Annotated in this window: 14 protein-coding genes; 8 read left to right on the forward strand and 6 right to left on the reverse strand. The window is 64.0% G+C overall.

Annotated elements, in window-relative coordinates; translation table 11 throughout:
* Positions 1–102: 102 nt before the first annotated feature.
* Positions 103–1,422 (reverse strand): ABC transporter substrate-binding protein, encoded by a 1,320-nt coding sequence (locus AC1DXU_RS08040; protein ID WP_477366734.1) that lies wholly within the window; start codon positions 1,420–1,422, stop codon positions 103–105.
* Between the two features lie 300 nt (positions 1,423–1,722).
* Here AC1DXU_RS08040 and AC1DXU_RS08045 point away from each other — a divergent pair, with 300 nt between their 5' ends.
* The 5 genes from AC1DXU_RS08045 (at position 1,723) to AC1DXU_RS08065 (ending at position 6,623) form a co-directional block, all read left to right on the forward strand.
* The gene (locus AC1DXU_RS08045) at positions 1,723–2,703 is read left to right on the forward strand and encodes a tagatose kinase (RefSeq protein ID WP_477366737.1); all 981 of its coding nucleotides are present in this window, start codon (positions 1,723–1,725) and stop codon (positions 2,701–2,703) included.
* Positions 2,700–3,977 (forward strand): D-tagatose-bisphosphate aldolase, class II, non-catalytic subunit, encoded by a 1,278-nt coding sequence (locus AC1DXU_RS08050; RefSeq protein WP_477366740.1) that lies wholly within the window; start codon positions 2,700–2,702, stop codon positions 3,975–3,977. Before AC1DXU_RS08045 ends, AC1DXU_RS08050 begins: the two co-directional genes overlap by 4 nt.
* 230 nt (positions 3,978–4,207) lie before the next feature.
* The gene (locus AC1DXU_RS08055; protein WP_477316809.1) at positions 4,208–4,423 is read left to right on the forward strand and encodes a hypothetical protein; all 216 of its coding nucleotides are present in this window, start codon (positions 4,208–4,210) and stop codon (positions 4,421–4,423) included.
* Positions 4,424–4,557: 134 nt separating this feature from the next.
* Positions 4,558–6,036: a winged helix-turn-helix domain-containing protein gene (locus AC1DXU_RS08060; protein ID WP_477368888.1), complete on the forward strand. Its 1,479-nt coding sequence runs from the start codon at positions 4,558–4,560 to the stop codon at positions 6,034–6,036.
* The gene (locus AC1DXU_RS08065; protein ID WP_477366743.1) at positions 6,033–6,623 is read left to right on the forward strand and encodes a DUF922 domain-containing Zn-dependent protease; all 591 of its coding nucleotides are present in this window, start codon (positions 6,033–6,035) and stop codon (positions 6,621–6,623) included. Before AC1DXU_RS08060 ends, AC1DXU_RS08065 begins: the two co-directional genes overlap by 4 nt.
* Positions 6,624–6,700: 77 nt before the next feature.
* On the opposite strand, the gene AC1DXU_RS08070 is transcribed toward AC1DXU_RS08065, so the two are convergent.
* Positions 6,701–7,405, reverse strand: coding sequence for an SDR family oxidoreductase (locus AC1DXU_RS08070; protein ID WP_477366746.1), 705 nt, complete (start codon positions 7,403–7,405; stop codon positions 6,701–6,703).
* Positions 7,406–7,524: 119 nt separating this feature from the next.
* Between AC1DXU_RS08070 and gcvA the strand changes: the two genes are divergently transcribed.
* Positions 7,525–8,430, forward strand: a complete 906-nt coding sequence (gene gcvA, locus AC1DXU_RS08075; RefSeq protein WP_477366749.1) for a transcriptional regulator GcvA — start codon at positions 7,525–7,527, stop codon at positions 8,428–8,430.
* 25 nt (positions 8,431–8,455) lie between these two features.
* On the opposite strand, the gene AC1DXU_RS08080 is transcribed toward gcvA, so the two are convergent.
* Entirely contained in the window at positions 8,456–9,559 is a 1,104-nt protein-coding gene (locus tag AC1DXU_RS08080) for a flavin-containing monooxygenase (protein ID WP_477366752.1), read from the reverse strand.
* Between the two features lie 215 nt (positions 9,560–9,774).
* The gene (locus AC1DXU_RS08085) at positions 9,775–10,191 is read right to left on the reverse strand and encodes a winged helix-turn-helix transcriptional regulator (protein ID WP_477366755.1); all 417 of its coding nucleotides are present in this window, start codon (positions 10,189–10,191) and stop codon (positions 9,775–9,777) included.
* 131 nt (positions 10,192–10,322) lie between these two features.
* On the opposite strand from AC1DXU_RS08085, the gene AC1DXU_RS08090 reads away from it, so the two are divergent.
* Positions 10,323–10,910, forward strand: a complete 588-nt coding sequence (locus AC1DXU_RS08090) for a dihydrofolate reductase family protein (protein ID WP_477366758.1) — start codon at positions 10,323–10,325, stop codon at positions 10,908–10,910.
* On the opposite strand, the gene AC1DXU_RS08095 is transcribed toward AC1DXU_RS08090, so the two are convergent.
* Both AC1DXU_RS08095 and AC1DXU_RS08100 read right to left on the reverse strand, forming a co-directional pair.
* The gene (locus AC1DXU_RS08095) at positions 10,907–11,719 is read right to left on the reverse strand and encodes a class I SAM-dependent methyltransferase (RefSeq protein WP_477366761.1); all 813 of its coding nucleotides are present in this window, start codon (positions 11,717–11,719) and stop codon (positions 10,907–10,909) included. The genes AC1DXU_RS08090 and AC1DXU_RS08095 overlap by 4 nt on opposite strands.
* Before the next feature lie 99 nt (positions 11,720–11,818).
* Complete coding sequence (locus AC1DXU_RS08100; protein ID WP_477368890.1) at positions 11,819–12,247, reverse strand: VOC family protein; 429 nt, start codon at positions 12,245–12,247, stop codon at positions 11,819–11,821.
* A 203-nt stretch (positions 12,248–12,450) separates the two neighbouring features.
* On the opposite strand from AC1DXU_RS08100, the gene AC1DXU_RS08105 reads away from it, so the two are divergent.
* The gene (locus AC1DXU_RS08105; RefSeq protein WP_477366764.1) at positions 12,451–13,653 is read left to right on the forward strand and encodes an MFS transporter; all 1,203 of its coding nucleotides are present in this window, start codon (positions 12,451–12,453) and stop codon (positions 13,651–13,653) included.
* The last annotated feature ends 56 nt before the right edge of the window (positions 13,654–13,709 follow it).

The raw sequence follows: 13,709 nt of genomic DNA on the forward strand, positions 1-13,709 counted from the left end.
GCTGTGGACGGGTCCGTGCATCCTCCGGGCCTGCTGCAACGGGAGGTTTTTTCAGGCCCGGATCGCCAGGGACGGCACGCTCCGTCCCTGGCTTGAACGCGCCTATTTGATGTAGCCCGCCTCCGTCATCGTTTTCTCGACAGAGGCCTGGGCGCCGTTCAGCACATCGTCGACCGACTGCTGGCCGGTGACCGCGGCGGCAATCGCCTGACCGACCTCGGTTCCGATGCCCTGGAATTCCGGGATGGCGACGAACTGGATGCCGGTATAGGGAACCGGATCCTTGGTCTGCTTGGTCGGATCGGCGGATTCGATCGCCGAAAGCACCGTCGCGGCGAAGGGTGCCGCCTTCTGATAGTCCGCGCTGGCATAGGTGGATTTGCGCGTTCCCGGAGGCGCCGCGACCCAGCCTTCGGTCTCGCCGACGCGCTGGACATAGGCCTTCGAGGTCGCCCACTTGACGAAGGATTTTGCTGCATCCGCCTTCTTGGTCGAGGTCGGGATGGCCAGGCTCCATGCCCAGCCCCAGGCCGAACCGTTAGGCGTGACCGCCACCGGCGCCTTGGCGAAGGCAACCTTGTCGGCGACCTGGCTTTGCTTGGGATCATAGACGCGACCCGCCGCGGACGTGGCATCGATCCACATGGCGCAGTGGCCGGAGGCGAACAAAGTCTGGTTCTCGTTGAAACCGTTGGAGCTGATGCCTGGCGGTCCATCCTTCTTCATCGTGTCGACATACCAGCCGATCGCCTTCTTCCACGCGTCGGAATTCAGCTGCGGCTTCCAGTCCATGTCGAACCAGCGGCCGCCGAACGTGTTCACCAGCGTGCCGACAAAGGCCATGTTCTCGCCCCAACCCGGCTTGCCGCGCAGGCAGAGACCATACTGCTCCTTCGACTTGTCGGTGAGCTTGTCGGCGAATTCCGTGATCTGGTCATAGGTGGGCTGCTCCGGCATCTTCAGGCCGGCGGCGTCGAACAGATCCTTGCGGTAGAGCGTGAAGGAGCTCTCGGCGTAGAACGGCACGGCGTAGAGCTTGCCGTCGACGGTGAGGCCACTGCGCACCGGCGCGATCAGATCGTCATAGTCATAGTCGTCGCCGAGATCGTTGAGCGATGTCAGCCAGCCGGCCTTGCCCCAGATCGGCGTCTCATAGCCGCCGATGGTGAGCACGTCGAACTGGCCACCCTTGGTGGCGATGTCGGTGGTGACGCGCTCGCGCAGCACGTTTTCCTCGAGCACCACCCAGTTGACCTTGTTGCCGGTCGCCTTCTCCCACTCGGGCGACAGCTTCTGCATGATGATCATGTCGCCATTGTTTACCGTCGCAACCGTGATTTCCTCGGACAGAGCGGCACCCGCCGTCAGCGCCGACGCAGCGACCGACAGGCCAAGAATTCCCATACGCTTACCAATAGGCATTTCGTCTCCTCCTTTACGAATGCGCATGTGTAAGTGAACATGCGTATATATTTTATTGCGCTACAGGAAAGCCAAGTCAAGCGCCTGCAAGCCCTTATTTTGCGGGCTCGCCCTCGCCAGAGCCATGACGGTTCGGCAATTGACGGATGGAGAAAGCTTCACGCGCAGCAAATTAAGTGAACATGCGTGTAGTTTTTGTTGACTTCGCTTTCGCGGCGATTTACCTCGGCTACAGCCAGGCGCTATCGTGCGGCCGGAGCGCGCCGGACCGGCGCTTGGGAGAGAGAAGGACTTGCAGCAATGAGCCGCCAAAGGGAGATCGCTCCCGAATCCGCCGGACCGACGATTGTCGCCGGCGAGATCCTGGTCGAGATCATGGCGACCGAGCAGGGCCTCGGCTTCCTCGAGCCGCTGGCGCTGATGGGCCCCTATCCGAGCGGCGCGCCGGCGATCTTCATCGACCAGGTGGCACGGCTCGGCGGCGGCGCCGGTATCGTCGCCTGCGTCGGCCGCGACGATTTCGGCACCATCAATCTGGAGCGGCTGCGGGGCGATGGCGTCGATGTCTCGGCGGTGACGGTCAGCGACCGCTACCCGACCGGCAGCGCCTTCGTGCGCTACCGCCCGGATGGCGGCCGGGACTTCGTCTACAACATCGCCGAATCCGCCGCCGGACAGATTGGCCTCACACCAGAGGCGCGGCAGTTGGCGGACACAGCCGGCCATCTGCATGTCATGGGCTCGACCCTGTCGGTCTCGGGACTGAAGGAGATCGTCGCCTATGCGGTCAAGGCAGTGCGGGCGCGCGGCGGCTCGACCTCCTTCGATCCGAATGTGCGTAAGGAATTGATCGACGGCGCCGACGGCGCGCTGTTTTCGGCTCTGGTCGACGATGCCGACCTTCTGCTGCCGTCGGGCGACGAACTGCTCGCCGCGGCAGGCGTCGATGACGAATGCCAGGCGGTGAAGGCGCTGATATCAAGGGGCGTCGGCGAGATTGTGCTGAAGCGCGGCGCTGCCGGCTCTTCGTATTTCGGCAGCGACGGCAGCAGGATCGACTGTCCCGGCTTCGTGGTCAAGGAAGTTGACCCGACCGGCGCTGGCGACTGTTTTGGCGCGACCTATCTGACCTGCCGGCGCAAGGGCATGGAGCCCGGCAAGGCGCTGCTCTATGCCAATGCCGCCGGCGCCCGCAACGTCACGCGGCGCGGGCCGATGGAAGGCACCGCCGGCTTCGACGTGCTTGACGATTTCATCACTGGGACCGCGAGAGCGACATGAGAGCCAATCCGCTTGCAGGCCTCGCCACCGCGCGACGAAACGGATCGCCCTACGGCATCACCTCGATCTGCTCGGCCCACCCGCTGGTGATCCAGGCGGCCATACGGCGCGCCGTCGAGGACAAGGAAACCATCCTGCTGATCGAGGCGACCTGCAACCAGGTCAACCAGTTCGGCGGCTATACCGGGATGACGCCGGACCTGTTCATCGCCTTCGTGCTGGAGATCGCCAGCCGGGAAGGTCTCGACCCCTCGCGCATCATCTTTGGCGGCGACCATCTTGGACCGAATCCGTGGCGGACGGAGCCGGCGGCGCAAGCGATGAGCAAGGCCGAAGCCATGGTCACCGCTTACGTCTGGGCCGGCTTCAGCAAGATCCATCTCGACGCGTCGATGGGCTGCGCCGGCGAGCCGACGGCGCTCGACGACGAGACCATCGCCACGCGGGCGGCGCGGCTGGCCAAGGCGGCGGAAAAGGCGGCGCGTGCGACCGGCGGCGCCTTGCCGGTCTACATCATAGGCACCGAGGTCCCTGCCCCGGGCGGCGTGGACCATACGATCAGCGACCTGAAGCCGACCGAAGCGGCGGCGGCACGGCGCACGATCGCGGTGCATCGCGAAATCTTTGCCCGCGAAGGCCTGAGCGAAGCGTTCGGCCGCGTCATTGCCGTGGTGGTGCAGCCGGGCGTCGAGTTCGGCAGCCAGAATGTTGTTGCCTACGCGCCCGCGGCGTCGAAGGCGCTGACCGGATTGCTCGACGAGGAACCGTCGCTCGTCTACGAGGCGCATTCCACCGACTACCAGAGCCGGGCGGCGCTGACCGCGCTGGTCGATAACGGCTTTCCCATTCTCAAGGTCGGTCCCGGCCTGACATTTGCCTTGCGCGAGGCGCTCTACGGGCTCGACCTGATCGCATCCGAAATGGTCGCGGATTATGGCGACCGGTCGCTGGCCCGCACGATGGAGCGCGTGATGCTGGCAGCGCCGGGTCATTGGCACAGCCACTATCACGGCGACAGCGCGAGCCTCTATCTGCAGCGGCACTACAGCTACAGCGACCGCATCCGCTACTACTGGAGCAACCCCAGCGCTGGCGTCGCCGTCGGCCGTCTGCGCGAGGTACTGAACGGCGTCAGCATCCCCGAAACGCTGATGCGGCAGTTCCTGCCGATGCTGCCGGCCCAGCTTGGACCAGCGGGCAACCCCGAGGCCATTCTGCTCGCGGCGGTCGATCAGGTGCTGGCCGACTATGACGCGGCTTGCCGTGAGGCCTGAGCACGGCGCAGGCAGGTAGAAATTCACCGGTTGTTGCGGCCGATCACATCGGCTACGCGACAGCTTGTTGCCATCCAACATCGGCGTGTCCGGCGCAGCGACCACCTGTTTTCGATTTCAGCATAAAATCAGCATCCGTTCAGGACGCGACGGCTTTGTCGCGGCGATGCTCTTCGGGACCCAACCCTACGAGCGCGCCCAATTGCCGCCACCAACCCTGGAGATCGATCATGCATGTGAAGGCTGAAGGACCCTTTCTCCCGTCAATTCTGGCGCGGGAAGAAGTGCACCGGATCCTGTCGACGGGCAGTGTCGAATTCTGCGGCGGCGAGACCGCGCAGATGCTGGCTTATCTCGACCGGCTGACACCCACCGAGGCAACCACCAGCAGAGGCGGCCAACGGCAAGGTCTTTGGCTGCGCCTTTCCAGTATCTTTCGGGCTTGACCTCGCCTACTTCTGCGGCTCCGATGATCGCCGCGCAATGACGCGCGCGGCGATGGTGCAACGGCTTGGCACAACAGATCGGCAGCTCGATTCTCGATCTCGACCGCGGAACGCTCCGGCGTGACGGCGAGATCGTGCCGGTCAGGCCGAAGACCTTCGACCTGCTGGCCTTCCTGGTGCGCAATCCCGGCCGTGTGCTGACCAAGGACGAACTGTTGCAGGCGGTCTGGCCCAGCACCTTCGTGACGGAGGATTCGCTCACCCAATGCATCCGCGACGTGCGCAAGTGCATAGGCGACGAGGCGCAGTCCGTGATTCGCACCGTGCCCCGGCGCGGTTACATGCTCCAGGCTGCCGACGACAGCCTCGCCGCTTCGCCGTCGCCGGCCACCGCTGCGGTTCGGGTCGGACGGATGCCCGAGCCGATGGTGGCCATCCTGCCATTTCGCATCAACGTTGCCGATGCGGCGGCAAAGCCGCTCTTCGATGGCGCGGTGGAGGAGATCACCAATGCGCTTTCCTATTTCAAGACCATAGTGGTGCTGGCGCGTCATTCGGCCTTCGCGCTTGCCGAATACTCGGCCGGGGATATCTGGGCGACCGCAGAGCGTCTGGGCGCCGACTATGTCGCGGAAGGCAGCGTCGAAAGCGCCGACGATGGCTACAGCACGCACGTCGTCCTGTCCGAGACAGCGTCCGGCCGGCGCGTCTGGGCGCAGACATTCCCGTTCAGGACAAGCGAGATTTTCGCTTTTCAAAGGATGGTGGCGCAACGGATTGCAACCGCGCTGGTCTCCAATATCGAAAGCGCTGTCATGCGGCGCAGCCAGCCTGCACCCGCCGCCAATGTCGAGGCCTATCTCCACCTGTTGCGTGGCATGGCCCTACTGCGCAGCTATGGCGAGGGAGTCAACGAGCAAGCCCGCGAACATCTCATGAAGGCGATCGAACGCGACCCGGATTCGGGGCTCGCGCACGCCTATCTCGCTTTGGCCGACTTGATCATTGGCGGCTACGCCACTGCGCCGCGCGCCGTGCTCGATCAGGCACGGGACCAGGCCCTGCACGCCACGGCGCTAAGTCCCGACGAGGCCCGCTGCCACCGGATACTGGCGCTCATCCTGATGTACAGGGATCGAGACGACTACGACGCGGCGGCGCGGCATTTCGCGCGCGCGCTGGATCTCAATCCCTACGATGCCGACACGCTGGCCCAAACCGGCTTTTTCCAGGCCATTCGCGGCAATGGCGAGACCGGCTTAGCGCTGCTCGACCAGGCCATCCAGCTCAATCCGATGCACCCGGCATGGTACTATTTCGACAGGGGCGAAGCCTTGCTCGTCGTCGGCCGCTACGGGGAAGCAGCCGCCGCCTTTTCATGCCTGCCACGCAAGGATGCGTGGCATTGGGGGCGGCTTGCGGCATGCCATGCTCTTGCAGGCGAAATCGATAAAGCCAAGGCTTGCGCCAGGGAGGGATGCCAACTCGAGCCTGGTTTGACGGTGCAGGGAATCCTAGCTGACCTTCGCCTCGAACGTATCGAGGACCGGGAACGGGTCCGGTCCGGCCTTGAACGTGCCGGCTGGGATGAAGCATCGATGCCGGAAACATGAAAACAGTCCTGTTCTCTCTCCTGTTCGCGACCTCACTCCTGGCGTCGCCGGCGCGCGCCGACTGGAAGCCGATCGAAAAGGTCGAGACCTACACCATCACAGGCCAGACCGGCCCCGAACTCTATGCCACGATCGGCGAGCGCGGGCCTTTGCTTGGCAAGGGCCGCGTCATCGCGCACACCAATTTCAAGCTGACCTGGACCAGGGACTACAGGCCGCAAGGCAATGCCTGTGTGCTCAGGTCGGCGCGACCGAAGCTGGTCATCACCTACACGTTGCCCAAGCCGGCCGGGCCGCTCGCCCCTGCCGTGCAGAAGAGCTGGGAGACTTTCGCCGCCGGGCTCGCCGCGCATGAAAAGGTGCATGGCGCAGCCATCGTCGAAATGGTGCGCAAGATCGAAGCAATCAGCGTCGGTCTGACCGTCGCCGGTGACCCCGGCTGCAGCAAGATCAGGACCGAACTGACCAGGCAGCTCGCCGAAATCTCGCTGGCGCAGCGGCAGGCGAGCCGCGATTTCGACCGGGTCGAATTCGGCCCCGGTGGGAATCTGCAGAAGCTGGTGCTGGCTTTCGTGAATGGGGGATAGTGCGTGAGGCTTGCGGGACAGCGCCCCCCTCTGTCCTGCCGGACATCTCCCCCACAAGAGGGGAGATCGGCGGCCCGTCAAATCGCGCGAATGATCCCACCATCGACGCGGATGTTCTGGCCGGTGATGTAGCCGGCGCCTTCGGAGGCAAGGAAGGCGATGGTTGCGGCAATCTCCTCCGATGTGCCGTAGCGCTGCATCGGCACGCTGTCGCGGCGCTCCTCGGTGGCCGGCAGGCTGTCGATCCAGCCGGGCAGCACATTGTTCATGCGCACATTGTCGGCGGCGTAGGTGTTGGCGAAGATCTTGGTGTAGGCGGCAAGGCCGGCGCGGAACACGGCCGAGGTCGGGAACATCGGGCTCGGCTCGACCACCCAGGCGGTCGAGATGTTGATGATGGCGCCGGCCTTCTGCTTGACCATCTGCGGCGCGACGATGCGCACCGGCCGGATGACGTTGAGCAGGTAGACGTCCATGCCGGTGTGCCACTGCTCGTCGGTGATTTCGAGGATCGGCGCGCGTGGCCCGTGGCCGCCGCTGTTGACCAGCACGTCGATGCGGCCAAAGCGCTCGAGCGTCAGGTCGACAAGCCGCTGCAGATCGTCATTCGACTGGTTGGAGCCGGTGACGCCGAGGCCGCCAAGCTCCTTGGCCAGCGCCTCGCCCTTGCCGGATGAGGACAGGATAGCGACCTTGAAGCCATCCGCGGCCAGACGCTTCGCCGCCGCCGCGCCCATGCCGCTGCCGCCGGCCACCACAACAGCCACTTTTTCTACACTCATATTTTCTCTCCGTGCGGGTTTTGCGGCGTATGTCTTGCGCATTCAAAGGATGGTATAGCTGGTTTTCCCCACCGGTTCGAACCAGAAAGCCTGAATTCAAGCAGTAGAAAAACTCCTGGATGCCCGAAGCCTTCCACAGCCTGCCGCCGTTGAATGCGCTGCGCGCCTTCGAAGCCGCCGCGCGTCATCTCAACTTCCGCATTGCCGCGCAGGAACTGAACGTGACGCAAGGTGCCGTGGCGCAGCATATTCGCGGGCTGGAGGCCGATCTCGGGGCAAAGCTGTTCGAGCGGCTGCCGCGCGGCCTGGCGCTGACCGATGAGGGCCGCGCCTATGTGCCGAACATCCGTCGCGCCTTCGACCTGATCTCGGAAGCCACCTTGCTGCTGCGGCCCGAGCCGGCGCGGCTGACGATCAGCGTCACGCCGAGCTTTGCCACCAAATGGCTGATCCCAAAGCTGCCGGAGTTTGTGGCGCATAATCCGCTGGTCGATTTGCGCATCCTGGCCAGCGAAAGCCTGTCGAGCTTCCAGAGCGACGGCGTCGACATTGCGGTGCGGCAAGGCCGCCCGCCCTTCGGTCCCGGCCTGATGGTGGACCTGTTGTTTCCACAACAGATCGTCGCCGTCTGCAGTCCGGCGCTGCTGCCGAGCGGTGCGAAAGAGATCGCGCCGGCCGATATCCAGCATCATGTGCTGCTGCACGACGCGCACAATCTGTGGCCGGAATTCATGGAACAGGCGCTCGGCCAGAAGATGACGATGGAGGCAAAGCGGATGCGCTTCAACCAGACGGGCCTAGCGATCGACGCGGCCATTGCCGGCCAAGGCATCGCGCTGGCCAGCCGCTTTCTCGTCGCCGCCGACATCGCGGCCGGCCGGCTGACGCAGCCGCTGAGCGCGGAGATGCGCGGCACCCAGGATTTTTATGTCGTGGTGCCACGCAAGCAGCGCCACCCCGATCCGACGCAGGCTGTGAGGCAGTGGCTGCTGGATGAGGGAGATTTGGCGCGGCCCTCGCCGTGAAAGCCGTGTTGCGGGAACCCGTCGTTCAGCCTCGCCTTGCAATATCGCCGGCCACTGCAATCGCCTCGCGGCCGATTTCGCGTAACAGGCCGGTGACCGGATTGTGGAAGCCTAAAAGATAGAGGCCGAGTTCGGAGGCGCGTGCGTTGACGCCGCTGCGTGCCGGCTGCAACTCCGCGGCCAGGAATTTTTCATAGCCCGGCCGATAGCCGGTGGCGAGGATGACGGCGTCGAACGCCTCTTGCCGGCCATCGGTGAACTGGGCGCCGCGTTCGGTGAAGCGCAATATGTCGGGCGCTATCCTGATGGCGCCTTTGGTGATCGCCTCGACCGTGCCGACATCGATGACAGGGATACGCCCGACCTGGTCGATCTGCTGCAGGATGCCCTGCTTCGGCCTGACGATGCCGTATTTTTCGAGCTTGCCCAGTGCGAGATCGAGGATGATCGGGAACAGCCAGTCGTTCAGCGCCTGCGGCATCGGCCGGCTGGCGATGCCGACCAGCTGGATTGGGACGCCGAACAGCTGGCGCGGCACGATGTGGACGCCTTTGCGCACCGAGATCACCGGCTGCATGCCGTTCTCGGCGAGGTCGAGCGCGATCTCGGCGCCCGTGTTGCCCATGCCGACGATCAACACCGAGCGGCCGGCAAAGGGTGCCGCCTCAGTATAGTCGGCGCTGTGCAGCACCTCGCCCGTGAAGGCCTCGATGGCGGCGAGCCTGGGCACGATCGGCTCGGCATTGTTACCGCTGGCGATGACGACATGGCGCGAGCGGAAATTGTCCGAACCGGTCTCGACCAGAAAATGGCCGCCGTCGCGGCGGATGGCTTTCACCGTCTCACCAAAGCGCGGGCGCAGGTCGAACTTTTGCGCATAGTCGTCGAGATAGCGGACGACGAGCTCGCGCGGCACATAGCGCGGATAGTCCCGGGGAAAGGGCTGGAACGGCAGCGACGAGAATGTCTTGACCGTGTGCAAATGCAGCCGCCGGTAGTGCCGCCGCCAGGCCGGCGCGACCTCGTTCGCTTTCTCCAGAATGACGAAATCGACCCCTGCCCGCTTCAGGCAGGCGCCGACCGCAAGGCCGGCAGGCCCGGCGCCGACAATGGCAACAGTCGTGTCCAAGTGAAACCTCCCTCACCGGCGAAGCTGCCAATCTCCCCCCCTCGTGGGGGAGATGTCCGGCAGGACAGAGGGGGGCGCTGTCCCGCCAACTGTCAATCAAATAGCATGGCGCGCTGGACCCAATTCTCGCTCGAAGCAAATTGAACGCAAGGCCACGATCCTTCGCGCCCCCCTCTGCCCTGCCGGGCATCTCCCCCACAAGGGGGGATCGGCCGTCATCCGATATGCTCGGTGCGCAGCGCCAGCTTCATCTGCTCCAACGCCGCGTCGCCACCTGCCGCCAGCTCGTCGGCGATCCTCGCCAGTTCGCCGTCGGCATTGCGATACTTGCTGCCCCAGGCGCCGAGCGTGGCCAGCACCGGCAGCAGGTCGATGCCGGCCTCGGTCAGGCGATAGATCGCCTTGAGCTTGTGGCTGGGATCGCCGCTCCTGGTGATGATGCCCTCGTCCTGCAGGGTCTGCAGCCGCTCGGCCAGCGTGCGCGACGAGATGCCCTCGTCGGACAACAGGAACTCCCGGAAGTGCTTCTTGCCGGCGAAAATCAGGTCGCGAACGATCAGCAGCGTCCAGCGGTCGCCGAGCAGTTCGAGCGACAGGTTGATGGGGCAGCCGGATTTTTCCCTGGTCGACATTTCTATGGTTCCATTTTTAAATCACTTTACTATTGACATCATTTTGACGGCACGTCAATGCTTCCATTTGTAAATCATTATGGCGGAAGCGAGCGCAAGGCCGCCTGAAACCGCCGACAGGGAGCGAGGACATGAGAAAGCTTATCCTGCAGATGCAGATGTCGGTCGACGGTTTTGTCGGCGCCGCCGGCGATGAACACTGGCAGCTCTGGGAATGGACCGGCAACTGCCCTTGGGACGACGCTTTGAAGCAGGATTTCAACGCCGTATTCGCCGGCATCGACACCATCCTGCTCAGCCGCAAGATGGCAGAGGAAGGTTACCTCACCCATTGGGGCAATGCGGCCAAAAACTATCCGCGCGACGGCTTCTATGCCTTTGCGCAGCGCATCGTCGACGCTGACAAAGTGGTGCTGAGCGACAAGCTCAAGGCATCGCGGTGGGAGCGCACCACGATCGCCGGCGGCGACCTGCCGCGCGAGGTCAACGCGTTGAAGGCCACCAAGGGCGGCGACATGGCCGTGTTCGGCGGCGCCGGCTTTGCCTCGGCGCTGATTGCGGCCGGGCTGGTCGATGAATTGCAGCTGTTCATCAACCCGGCAGCACTTGGCGACGGCGAGCGGATTTTCGACCAAGGCGGGTTCAGTCAGCTGCGGCTGCTCGGATCGAAGGCCTATGCCTGCGGCATGGTGGTCAACCGCTACGCCCCTGCGGCCTAGACCACAGCCATGATAACGTGTGCCTGAATTTTGGCGGCAACCGCGCCGCTGCCGTGCCTGGCTGCAATCGCGGCCTCGGCATGGTCGGTTGCGGTTTCCAGTTTGCTCGCGTCCCTAGCCTCGATTTCACTGCGAAGCGGCGTTCCCTGACAATAAGCAACGGCCGGAATGCGTGGCGACGATGCGCGGCTTTGTTCGGCTCTCGTGTCAATCACCACATGGGAGAAACCCGCCTCCTCCAGGTCGCTGCGGATCAGTGCCGTATCGTGGTAGCCGTGCGGCGTGCGTGCCAGGAAGCGCGGCGGATCGTTCGGGAAGATCTGTGCCAGAGCGTTCGTCACATCATCGGCAAAGACGTTCTCCTCGATGCGATCCCATACGTTGAACAGGAAATGCCCTCCGGGCTTCAGGACACGCTTTGCCTCGCGGTAGGCCGATGTGCGGTTGGGAAAGAACATCGCGCCGAACTGACAACAAACGAGATCGAAGGCGGCATTTTCAAACGGCAACGCCATCGCATCGGCCTGACGCCATGTGATGCGACTGTCGGGCGCTTGTTGCGCAGCGGCGTAGTCGAGCATCGGCTGGTTGAGGTCGGTTACGACATAGCTTGCGCCTGAGGCCAGCTTTGGCGCCAGTGCGCGGGTGACAACCCCGGTGCCCGCGGCGATCTCCAAAACGGCGACGGGCGACAGGGATGCTGCTCGTCGTGCAAGATCCGCGGCGAACGGCTCGAAAATCAACGGCACCATATAGCGGTCGTAGTTTTCCGGAATCGAGCCGGCAAATACCTTGTCCGTTTCCGTCATTGCTATCCCCCTGCCGTCCGATGGCCGGCGAGACTAGCATACAAATTTTGTCTTGGGTCGCTTTCGACCGAAAGGTGCCACACTCGCGAAAACAAGGCCCTAGAATGTGATCTTCACCGAAGCTGCACTGCGCGCCGCCGGCCCATGAAACACAGCCTCAATGTTGTTGCCGTCGGGATCGAGCAGGAAGGCGGCGTAGTAGCCAGGGTGATAGGGCCGCGCGCCCGGCCCGCCATTGTCGATGCCGCCGGCGTCGAGACCGGCCTGGTAACAAGCGTCGACCATTGCGCGGTCCCGGGCCTGGAAGGCCAAATGATGGCGCCCGGTCAGCTGCCCCCTCGCCGCCCGGCTGTCGATGCTGGAGATGAACAGTTCGTCGGCCCAGAAATAGTCCTCGGCCTCACCGCCGATCGGAATACCGAGCACCTTGAAAACGGCTTCGTAAAACCGCCGGCTGGCCGGGAGATCTTTGACCACCAGCTGGATGTGGCCGACAAGACGGCCGCGATGAAGCTCCATGAGCGATATCTCCCGATTCACAAGACCGGAAACCTATAGTCGAAACGCGCCTCGTCAATTCGGTAGAGCATTTTTGTGCATCGCCACGCCGACTGGATAATAAATGCAACCGGATTGTCGGATTTGGTTTCTCGCCAACGTCCTTCGGACGCAAGCGGCGCGACGGAGCTCGAAAAAGTCGCGCCGTGTGGACATGATGTTGGGAGAAAAGCATGAACCTTTCCTATCGTTGGGTCATCGTGGCGGCCGGCGCCCTGATGAGCTGTGTCGCCATCGGGGCGATGTTTTCGCTGGCGATCTTTCTCGAGCCGATGTCGCTCGACACCAACTGGTCGCGCGCCGGCATATCGAGCGCGATGACGCTGAATTTCCTGGTCATGGGCGTCGGCGGCTTCGCCTGGGGCGCCATCTACGACCGCCTCGGCGCCCGCCCGGTCGTGCTGGTGGGTGCAGCACTCCTCGGGCTGGCACTGGTGCTTGCCAGCCAGACCGGCTCGCTGCTGAGCTTCCAGCTCACCTATGGCGTGCTCGTCGGTCTCGCAGCCAGCGCCTTCTTCGCACCGATGATCGCGCTGACCACCGCCTGGTTCGACACCAACCGCAGCCTGGCGGTGTCGCTGGTTTCGGCCGGCATGGGTGTGGCGCCTATGACCATCTCGCCCTTCGCGCGCTGGCTGATCACGGCTTATGACTGGCGCACTGCCATGTTCGACATCGGCATCATGGCCTGGGTTCTGCTTTTGCCGGCGGTGCTTCTGGTGCGGCAGCCGCCCAAGCTTGTCGCCAATGATGCTGCCTCAGGCCCTGTCGCCGACGGACACGGCATGTCGGTCGGTCAGGCGTTGCGCTCGCAGCAATTCATCGTGCTCGGCCTCACCTTCTTCGCCTGCTGTGCGGCGCATTCCGGCCCGATCTTCCACATGGTGAGCTACGCCATGCTGTGCGGCGTCGCACCGATGGCGGCGGTCACGATCTACAGCGTTGAGGGCCTGGCCGGCCTCGGCGGCAGGATATTGTTCGGCGTGCTTGGCGACAGGCTCGGCGTCAAGCCTGTGCTGATCACCGGGCTGGTGATCCAGGCGGTCGTGATTGCCGCCTATCTGGCCGTCAGCCAGCTTAGTCAATTCTACATGCTGGCCGTCATCTTCGGCGCCACCTATGGAGGCGTGATGCCGCTCTATGCGGTGCTGGCGCGCGAGTATTTCGGGCCGCGCATCATCGGCACGGTGTTCGGCGCGGCGGGCATGTTGTCCAGCCTCGGCATGGCCTTCGGGCCGCTGGCCGGCGGCATGGTGTTCGACGCCTACGCCAACTATTCCTGGCTGTTCATCGGCTCGGCCATTGTCGGGCTGGGCGCAGTGGCAATCGCCATCGCCTTCCCACCGCTGCCAAGCCGGCAGTTGCAGCCGGCATAGGCCGTGCAAGACAATGGCCGCTCCGGGAGCGGCCATTGTTCCAAGATTTGTGGCCG

Source organism: Mesorhizobium sp. P3_A10, assembly GCF_056403175.1.

Excerpts from the sequence above, each read along its gene's own strand:
- gcvA (WP_477366749.1), top strand. The coding sequence starts at position 7,525 with ATGCCCGAAGCCTTCCACAGCCTGCCGCCGTTGAATGCGCTGCGCGCC.
- AC1DXU_RS08070 (WP_477366746.1), bottom strand. The coding sequence starts at position 7,405 with ATGAGTGTAGAAAAAGTGGCTGTTGTGGTGGCCGGCGGCAGCGGCATG.
- AC1DXU_RS08045 (WP_477366737.1), top strand. The coding sequence starts at position 1,723 with ATGAGCCGCCAAAGGGAGATCGCTCCCGAATCCGCCGGACCGACGATT.
- AC1DXU_RS08055 (WP_477316809.1), top strand. The coding sequence starts at position 4,208 with ATGCATGTGAAGGCTGAAGGACCCTTTCTCCCGTCAATTCTGGCGCGG.
- AC1DXU_RS08065 (WP_477366743.1), top strand. The coding sequence starts at position 6,033 with ATGAAAACAGTCCTGTTCTCTCTCCTGTTCGCGACCTCACTCCTGGCG.
- AC1DXU_RS08090 (WP_477366758.1), top strand. The coding sequence starts at position 10,323 with ATGAGAAAGCTTATCCTGCAGATGCAGATGTCGGTCGACGGTTTTGTC.
- AC1DXU_RS08095 (WP_477366761.1), bottom strand. The coding sequence starts at position 11,719 with ATGACGGAAACGGACAAGGTATTTGCCGGCTCGATTCCGGAAAACTAC.
- AC1DXU_RS08085 (WP_477366755.1), bottom strand. The coding sequence starts at position 10,191 with ATGTCGACCAGGGAAAAATCCGGCTGCCCCATCAACCTGTCGCTCGAA.
- AC1DXU_RS08105 (WP_477366764.1), top strand. The coding sequence starts at position 12,451 with ATGAACCTTTCCTATCGTTGGGTCATCGTGGCGGCCGGCGCCCTGATG.
- AC1DXU_RS08050 (WP_477366740.1), top strand. The coding sequence starts at position 2,700 with ATGAGAGCCAATCCGCTTGCAGGCCTCGCCACCGCGCGACGAAACGGA.
- AC1DXU_RS08040 (WP_477366734.1), bottom strand. The coding sequence starts at position 1,422 with ATGCCTATTGGTAAGCGTATGGGAATTCTTGGCCTGTCGGTCGCTGCG.